The sequence below is a fragment of the Sporolactobacillus inulinus genome (assembly GCF_006539285.1).
Classification (GTDB): Bacteria; Bacillota; Bacilli; order Bacillales; family Sporolactobacillaceae; genus Sporolactobacillus; species Sporolactobacillus inulinus.
In genome coordinates, this window is sequence record NZ_BJMS01000125.1 from 1 (window position 1) to 7,381 (window position 7,381).

Consider the following 7,381-nt stretch of genomic DNA (forward strand, 5'->3'; position numbering starts at 1 on the left):
AGTGCAAAAAGAGGTTGAACAAGAATCGAATTCCTGTCCAACCTCTTTCTTATTCGTGATCATTCCGTTGTGTACGGAAGCAGAGCCATTTGACGGGAACGTTTAATCGCACGGGTCAACTGACGCTGGTATTTCGCACTTGTTCCAGTTACACGACGAGGCAAAATCTTTCCTCGTTCAGAGATAAATCGACGGAGCAGATCAACGTCTTTATAATCAATGTAAGTAATGTGGTTAACCGTAAAGAAACATACTTTACGACGTTTGCCACGAGAACGACGTACACCCATATTCGGCACCTCCTCTATTTTCTTTTGCATGCATCATTTAGAACGGCAGATCGTCATCCGATATATCAATCGGTTTACTGTCGCCTGCGAAAGGATCATCAAAAGAAGGAGCGCCCTGGTCTTGGCTGGCACCATTCATAGCATTATTATTCGATGGTGCAAAGCCGCCGCGCTGCTGATTGGCCGATGCTGAAGGACTGCTTGGTGCGTAATTCCCACCATTGGCATTTCTCGATCCTTTCGGTTCAAGAAATTGGACACTGTCGGCAACTACCTCAGTCACATAAACGCGCCGACCTTCATTATTCTCATAATTGCGTGTCTGAATGCGGCCGTCAACGCCGGCAAGACTTCCTTTTTGCAGGAAATTAGCAGCATTTTCGGCTTGTCTTCTCCAAACAACGACAGGAATAAAATCGGCATCTCGTTCCCCTTGCTGGTTCGAAAATGGGCGGTTTACCGCAATGGTAAAGCTCGTTACAGCGACACCGTTCGGCGTATAACGCAATTCAGGATTCTTCGTCAGCCGCCCAACCAAAACAACGCGATTGATCATCAGGACCATTCCCCTTTCTTTTCAGGTCGATTATTTCGCTTCTTCAGGTTTGCGTTCGTCTTTAATCGTCATGAAACGGAGCACGTCATCGTTGATCTTAACAAGACGATCAAATTCGTTGATGGCTTCGCTGCCTGCATTAACATACAGAACAGTGTAGACGCCCGTATTGAAGTCATTGATTTCATAGGCCAAACGTCGTTTTCCCATTTCCTTGACTTCCTTGATTTCGGCGCCGTTGTTCGTCAGAATGGAAGCTAACTTTTCCTTAACGGATTTTTCCTGTTCTTCTTCCAGATCCGGACGAAGGATGTACATAATTTCGTATGCGCGCACAATCATTCACCTCCCCTTGGACTAAGCGGCTCCAATATGGAGCAGAGAGCAAGTTTTCTCACTCATAGGTTAAAATAATACCATAGATTTCTCTTTCAATCAAGTTTATCAGACGTTAAATCGGAAGTTGACGATGTCTCCGTCCTGCATGATATACTCTTTTCCCTCCAGACGAAGTCTTCCCATTTCCTTTGCCGCATTTTCCGATCCTGCCGCGATCAGATCATCATAGGAAACAATTTCAGCACGGATAAATCCGCGTTCAAAATCCGAATGGATGATTCCGGCTGCTTGTGGTGCTTTCGTCCCTTTTCGGAACGTCCAAGCGCGCACTTCTTTTTCCCCTGCTGTAAAGTACGTAGCAAGACCAAGAAGATCATAGGATTTAGCGATCAGCCGGTCCAATCCGGATGCGTCCAGACCTAGTTCTTCAAGGAACACCTTTTTTTCTTCGCCATCAAGCTCAGCAATTTCAGATTCGATGCGCGCTGAGATGACGACCACTTCGGCACCATCTTTTCTTGCATACGCCTTAACCGCTTGTACATGCGGATTCTGATCGGATTCCGCCACATCGTCTTCCGATACATTTGCGACATAAAGCACCGGTTTTTTGGTCAGAAAATTAAATGGTTTCACCGCAGCCTCTTCATCATCGGTCAGTTCAACATGGCGTGCAGGCTTTCCTGCCTCAAAGGCCTCTTTCAACTTTTGAAGGGCGGAGAATTCAATAATCGATGCTTTATCCTTTTGTTTCGCTAATTTTTCTACACGGTCAATTCGCTTGGTTACTTGTTCCATATCCGCCAGCACGAGTTCGAGATTAATCGTCTCAATATCATCGATTGGATCGATTTTTCCCGAAACATGCGTGATGTTTTTATCTTCAAAACAGCGGACAACATGTGATATCGCATCAACCTGACGTATGTTCGCCAAAAATTGGTTGCCAAGTCCTTCCCCTTTGCTGGCGCCTTTAACTAATCCTGCAATATCGGTGAATTCAAACGTTGTCGGGATCGTTTTCTTAGGATGGTACATTTCCGTTAAACGATCCAGTCGTGCATCGGGCACACTGACAATACCGACATTAGGTTCAATGGTACAGAATGGGTAATTGGCCATTTCTGCTCCAGCTTGCGTAATTGCATTAAACAATGTCGATTTCCCGACGTTCGGCAAACCGACAATACCTGTTGTCAAACTCATTTACGTCCAACCCCCTGGGTTTTCTTCCGAATGCTTACCTGTTCTCGTTTCCTTCATCACTTGCGTTCGTCATTTTCTTCTGCTTTAACGCCGTGTTCAAGAATTCTTTTGATTTTGCGTTGAAATTCGCTTCTTGGAAGCATGACACTGTGCCCACAACCGAGACATTTAATGCGTATATCCGCACCCATGCGAATGATCTTCCATTTATTTTCACCGCATGGATGAGGTTTTTTCATTTCAACAACGTCATTTAAGTCAAAATTGATCCGCTGATTCGGCATAGTCCTTCCCCTTTCAAGGCATGGTCACAAGAACATCCTCATTAGAATGCGATTTTTTCTTTAAGAAATGCTGAAAGATCACTGATCGGAAGTCGTACTTGATCCATCGTGTCGCGATTACGTACCGTTACTTTGCCATCTGTTTTCGAGTCAAAATCATAAGTAATGCAGTATGGTGTGCCGATCTCATCTTGACGACGGTAGCGTTTGCCAATCGAGCCGGTTTCGTCATAATCCACCATGAACTCTTTTGCAAGATCTTGATAAATAGCCATGGCTTCTTCACCAAGCTTCTTCGACAGCGGCAGTACGGCAGCTTTATATGGCGCCAATACCGGATGGAAATGCAGCACTGTTCGTGTATCTTTATCGCTGATTTTTTCTTCCTCATACCCTTCGGCAAGGAACGCAAGCGTGACACGGTCGGCCCCGAGTGACGGTTCGATGACATAAGGAATATAACGCTCATTATTGTTTTGATCAATGTACTGGAGATCTTGACCGGATACTTCCATATGACGGCGCAGATCATAGTCGGTACGCGAGGACAGACTGGACAATTCGCCCCAACCGAATGGGAATAAGTATTCAATATCGGTCGTCGCATTGCTGTAATGTGGCAGTTCTTCTTTTTCATGATCGCGCAGACGAATATTTTCCTCTTTTACATTTAACGACTTCAGCCATTCATAGCCGAATGTCCGCCAATATTGGAACCACTTTTTATCTTCACCCGGTTTGCAGAAAAATTCCAATTCAAGCTGTTCAAATTCGCGAGTACGGAATGTGAAGTTACCGGGTGTAATTTCATTGCGGAACGATTTGCCGACTTGACCAATACCAAACGGAATCTTTTTACGCATCGTACGCTGCACGTTTTTGAAGTTGACAAAAATACCTTGCGCTGTTTCCGGGCGAAGGAAAATTTCATCTTTTGCCGTTTCGGTAACGCCTTGATAGGTTTTAAACATTAAGTTGAACTGCCGAATTTCAGTAAATTCATGCGCACCGCAATCCGGGCAAGGAATTTGATGCTCTTCAATCAGCCTTTTCATCGTTTCAAAGGTTAAGCCGTCAACCGGTCCCGGCAATTCCGCCTGGGGGATCGTGTTCTCAATCAGCTTATCTGCTCGGAATCGTGATTTACATTTTTTACAGTCGATCATTGGGTCGTTAAAGTTGGTGATGTGTCCCGATGCCTCCCAAGTCTTCGGGTTCATCAAGATCGCCGCATCAAGGCCGACATTATAGGGGGACTCCTGAACAAATTTCTTCCACCATGCTTTTTTCACATTGTTTTTGAGTTCAACACCGATTGGACCATAGTCCCAAGTGTTCGCTAAACCCCCATAAATTTCTGAACCCGGGAAAATAATCCCGCGCTGTTTTGCGAGATTCACAATTTGTTCCATTGATTTACTCATGTCTCAAAGCTCCCTTAGTAAAAATAAAATAAGCTTTCATCCACTAGGCCCTTGCCTAGGGACGAAAGCTTTTGTTTGCTCACGCGGTTCCACCCTAATTGGTGCATCGTTGCACCCACTTTTGTTCAATTGCAGCTCAAGAGTGCCTTCCCCAGCTGTCGCAATCAGGCTCCCATCCTCCCTGAATCGCTTCATACGGCGTCGCTAGGTACTCTTCTCCTTCATCGCCTAACCTTATTGATCAATAATTTTCTGATACATAGTATATCCTATTTTCCATGAAAAAGACAGATTTTTACCATTCAATTTTATGATGTGATTCACATGCATCATCTTGCTAAGCATCTCTTGCCACGGCCGCCCCCCTTTTCATGTTTCGTAAAAAAAATGACACCAACGTATAAAACTTGAAGATGTTCATATACTGTTGATACTTAGGAGGCGAATCTATGAATCTAAAGTCCGATCAAACGTCTAATGTACGCCATGCTGTACACGTCCATTATGAAAATAAAGCAGACCATCATGTTCTCGTACGGGCAATTCGGCAATTATTGCCTCCTGCAGGTTCATCACCGATTATTATCGTCTGTATTGGCACCGATCGTTCTACAGGGGATGCGCTCGGACCACTGGTCGGTTCTTATCTCGAACGTCACCGTCTGCCTGACAGCAAGGTTTATGGAACATTACAGAAACCCGTTCATGCGGTCAATCTGCATGATACGTTGCAAAAGATTCGCGCCTCCTACAAAGATCCATTTATCATTGGGATTGATGCTTGTCTCGGAAAATATCAAAACATAGGCAAAATAACAATTGCGGAGGGTCCGGTGCTTCCCGGAGCAGGTGTGAATAAGGAATTGCTTCCCGTTGGTGATATGAATATCACGGGGATCGTCAATGTTAGCGGGTTCATGGAATACTCTGTGTTACAAAACACCCGTCTCAACATTGTCATGAATCTCGCCCATACGATTGGCCGTTGCCTCTCTGTTGCGTTGATGTCACGGCGCAGATCGCTTCTGTCCAAACTGCTGTTGATGGATTGAACCAGAAGAAAGCATCGCGAATGACTAAGAAAAGTTGGAAAGCAGCGTCCTTTTCTGTCGCGTTGAAAAAGGTTCTGATCCGGTCACCTTGTGCTTAAGAACGACGCTCTAGCTATTCGCTTGCTTCGTGTGAACCGGAGTTTCCTAGGTTTTAAGCAAAATGTCCGTGGCTCGAAGTCAACCGGGATGCTCCCCAAGCGTCTGTATCCATCTATTCTAGTTACCCGCAAGGCATATTATTAAAGTTTCTTTACCCGCAAAAAAAAAACGACTTTTACAGTCGTCCTTCCATAATTTCAATGAGTCGGTATAAGTCTTCTGAAGAATAATAATCCAGTTCGATTTTGCCTTTTCCTTTTTTTAATCCGGGTTTTATTTTTACGGAAGTACCGTATTTTTCTCTCAGAGAAGAGACATGTTCCTTTAGCTCTGGCGGCATGACCCATTTTTTCTTTTTTATTGTTTCACGTGGAACATGATGGTTTAATTGTTGTACGAGCGTTTCTAACTGACGGACATTGAGCTGCTCTTTTAATACTTTTTGAACAACAGGTTTGATTTGGCTTTTATCCTTAAGTCCAACCAGTGCGCGTCCGTGCCCCATCGATAATTTGCCTTGTTTAATAAGGGCAGCCGCATCTGCGGGCAATTGCAGCAAGCGCAAATAGTTTGCTATGTGCGGTCTGCTTTTTCCAAGCTTCTTAGCCAACTCATCTTGCGTTATCTTTAATCCATTCATTAATTTTTTGTACGCGGCAGCTTCTTCAATCGGATTCAAATTTTCGCGCTGTAGATTTTCAATTAAAGCAATTTGCATCATCGCTTCATCAGATAGTTCTTTGACAACCACAGGTACGCTCTTCATTTGAGCTTGCTTGGCTGCACGAAATCTGCGTTCGCCAACAACAATGTCATACCCTTTAATGCTTTTACGTACGACGAGTGGTTGAATGATCCCGTGCGCTTTGATCGACTGAGTCAGTTCCTCTAGAGCCTGGGAGTCAAAAGTTTTGCGTGGCTGATAAGGATTGGGGCGCATTTCATCCAGTTTTATATGTTCGACTGCGTTATCGAGATCCTCGCGAAATGCCGATGGAAAGAAGGCGTCCAGTCCTTTACCTAATGCCTTCGACGTCTTTGGCGTTTTAGGCATTGGTCATCACTTCTTTCGCAAAGTCAAGGTACCCTTCTGCACCTTTGGACCGTGAATCATACATAATAATCGGTTGTCCATGGCTCGGCGCTTCCCCTAATCGAACATTTCGTGGAATTATTGTATTAAATACCCGATCCTGAAAGTATTTTTTTACTTCTTGAATTACCTGAAGTCCAAGATTGGTTCGCGCATCAAGCATGGTCAAGAGTACCCCTTCAATGGCCAAGTGATGGTTCAAATGCTTTTGAACGAGACGAACTGTATTTAATAACTGGCTGAGTCCTTCAAGAGCGTAATATTCGCATTGTACCGGAATGATCACAGCATCCGCTGCAGTTAACGCATTGATCGTTAAGAGACCAAGAGAAGGCGGACAATCAATGATAATATAATCATAATTATCTTTAATCTTCTCCAGTGCACGCTTCAGTCGCACTTCGCGTGAAATCGTGGATACGAGTTCAATTTCGGCACCTGCAAGCTGAATTGCCGAAGGTACAACATCTAAATTTTCAACGGCCGAACGATGAATCACCTTTGCTATATCAACTTCATCAACTAAGACATCATAGACACATTCATCAACTTCGCCTTTGTCCACTCCTGATCCGCTTGTGGCATTTCCTTGAGGATCACAGTCGATCATTAAGACTTTGCAGCCAAGCGAAGCCATACATGCGCTCAAGTTCACCGCGGTTGTTGTTTTCCCGACACCGCCCTTTTGGTTGGCGACTGCCAATGTCTTACTCACACTTCCACCTACTCTCACTCTTCAATCACTCTTTATTCTATCATGAATTAATTCAATCGGGCAGTATTCGACAGATTAATCCAAGAGAAAACTTGGTTACAACTTATTGATTCACTACTTTGCGGTGATGCTTAGGAGAAACAAATACGTCCAACCATTAAAACATAGTCAGCCTTGTTAAGCTCTGGCCACTCGCATGAACAGGACGAGATCCCATGGGAGTCCCGCATCTGCACATTTGGTTCATGATCTCTTTTATAATGCGAAAAATCCGATGCATTTTTTTGTTAGAAAAACCGGGCAAAAAGCGTCCGATCCTTACT

The 7,381-nt window shown here is 44.3% G+C and carries 9 protein-coding genes; 1 reads left to right on the forward strand and 8 read right to left on the reverse strand.

Annotated elements, in window-relative coordinates:
* Window positions 1-59 precede the first annotated feature (59 nt).
* The 6 genes from rpsR to SIN01_RS13310 form a co-directional block, all read right to left on the reverse strand.
* Entirely contained in the window at window positions 60-290 is a 231-nt protein-coding gene (rpsR, locus tag SIN01_RS13285; protein WP_010026989.1) for a 30S ribosomal protein S18, read from the reverse strand.
* 37 nt (window positions 291-327) lie between these two features.
* On the reverse strand, window positions 328-846 hold the full coding sequence (gene ssb / locus SIN01_RS13290; RefSeq protein ID WP_010026987.1) for a single-stranded DNA-binding protein: 519 nt from the start codon (window positions 844-846) through the stop codon (window positions 328-330).
* 30 nt (window positions 847-876) lie between these two features.
* Window positions 877-1,182 (reverse strand): 30S ribosomal protein S6, encoded by a 306-nt coding sequence (gene rpsF, locus SIN01_RS13295; protein WP_029548311.1) that lies wholly within the window; start codon window positions 1,180-1,182, stop codon window positions 877-879.
* 108 nt (window positions 1,183-1,290) lie between these two features.
* On the reverse strand, window positions 1,291-2,391 hold the full coding sequence (gene ychF, locus SIN01_RS13300) for a redox-regulated ATPase YchF (RefSeq protein ID WP_010026985.1): 1,101 nt from the start codon (window positions 2,389-2,391) through the stop codon (window positions 1,291-1,293).
* Window positions 2,392-2,447: 56 nt separating this feature from the next.
* Window positions 2,448-2,675 (reverse strand): DUF951 domain-containing protein, encoded by a 228-nt coding sequence (locus tag SIN01_RS13305; RefSeq protein ID WP_010026984.1) that lies wholly within the window; start codon window positions 2,673-2,675, stop codon window positions 2,448-2,450.
* A 41-nt stretch (window positions 2,676-2,716) separates the two neighbouring features.
* Window positions 2,717-4,099, reverse strand: coding sequence for a glycine--tRNA ligase (locus tag SIN01_RS13310; RefSeq protein ID WP_010026983.1), 1,383 nt, complete (start codon window positions 4,097-4,099; stop codon window positions 2,717-2,719).
* 449 nt (window positions 4,100-4,548) lie between these two features.
* Between SIN01_RS13310 and yyaC the strand changes: the two genes are divergently transcribed.
* The gene (gene yyaC, locus SIN01_RS13315) at window positions 4,549-5,151 is read left to right on the forward strand and encodes a spore protease YyaC (protein ID WP_010026981.1); all 603 of its coding nucleotides are present in this window, start codon (window positions 4,549-4,551) and stop codon (window positions 5,149-5,151) included.
* Window positions 5,152-5,425: 274 nt separating this feature from the next.
* On the opposite strand, the gene SIN01_RS13320 is transcribed toward yyaC, so the two are convergent.
* Together SIN01_RS13320 and SIN01_RS13325 are read right to left on the reverse strand one after the other, a co-directional pair.
* Window positions 5,426-6,304, reverse strand: coding sequence for a ParB/RepB/Spo0J family partition protein (locus SIN01_RS13320; RefSeq protein WP_047035494.1), 879 nt, complete (start codon window positions 6,302-6,304; stop codon window positions 5,426-5,428).
* A complete protein-coding gene (locus tag SIN01_RS13325; protein WP_010027810.1) occupies window positions 6,297-7,058 on the reverse strand; it encodes a ParA family protein in 762 nt (253 codons plus the stop codon). The genes SIN01_RS13320 and SIN01_RS13325 overlap by 8 nt, the downstream gene beginning before the upstream one ends.
* Between the last annotated feature and the right edge of the window lie 323 nt (window positions 7,059-7,381).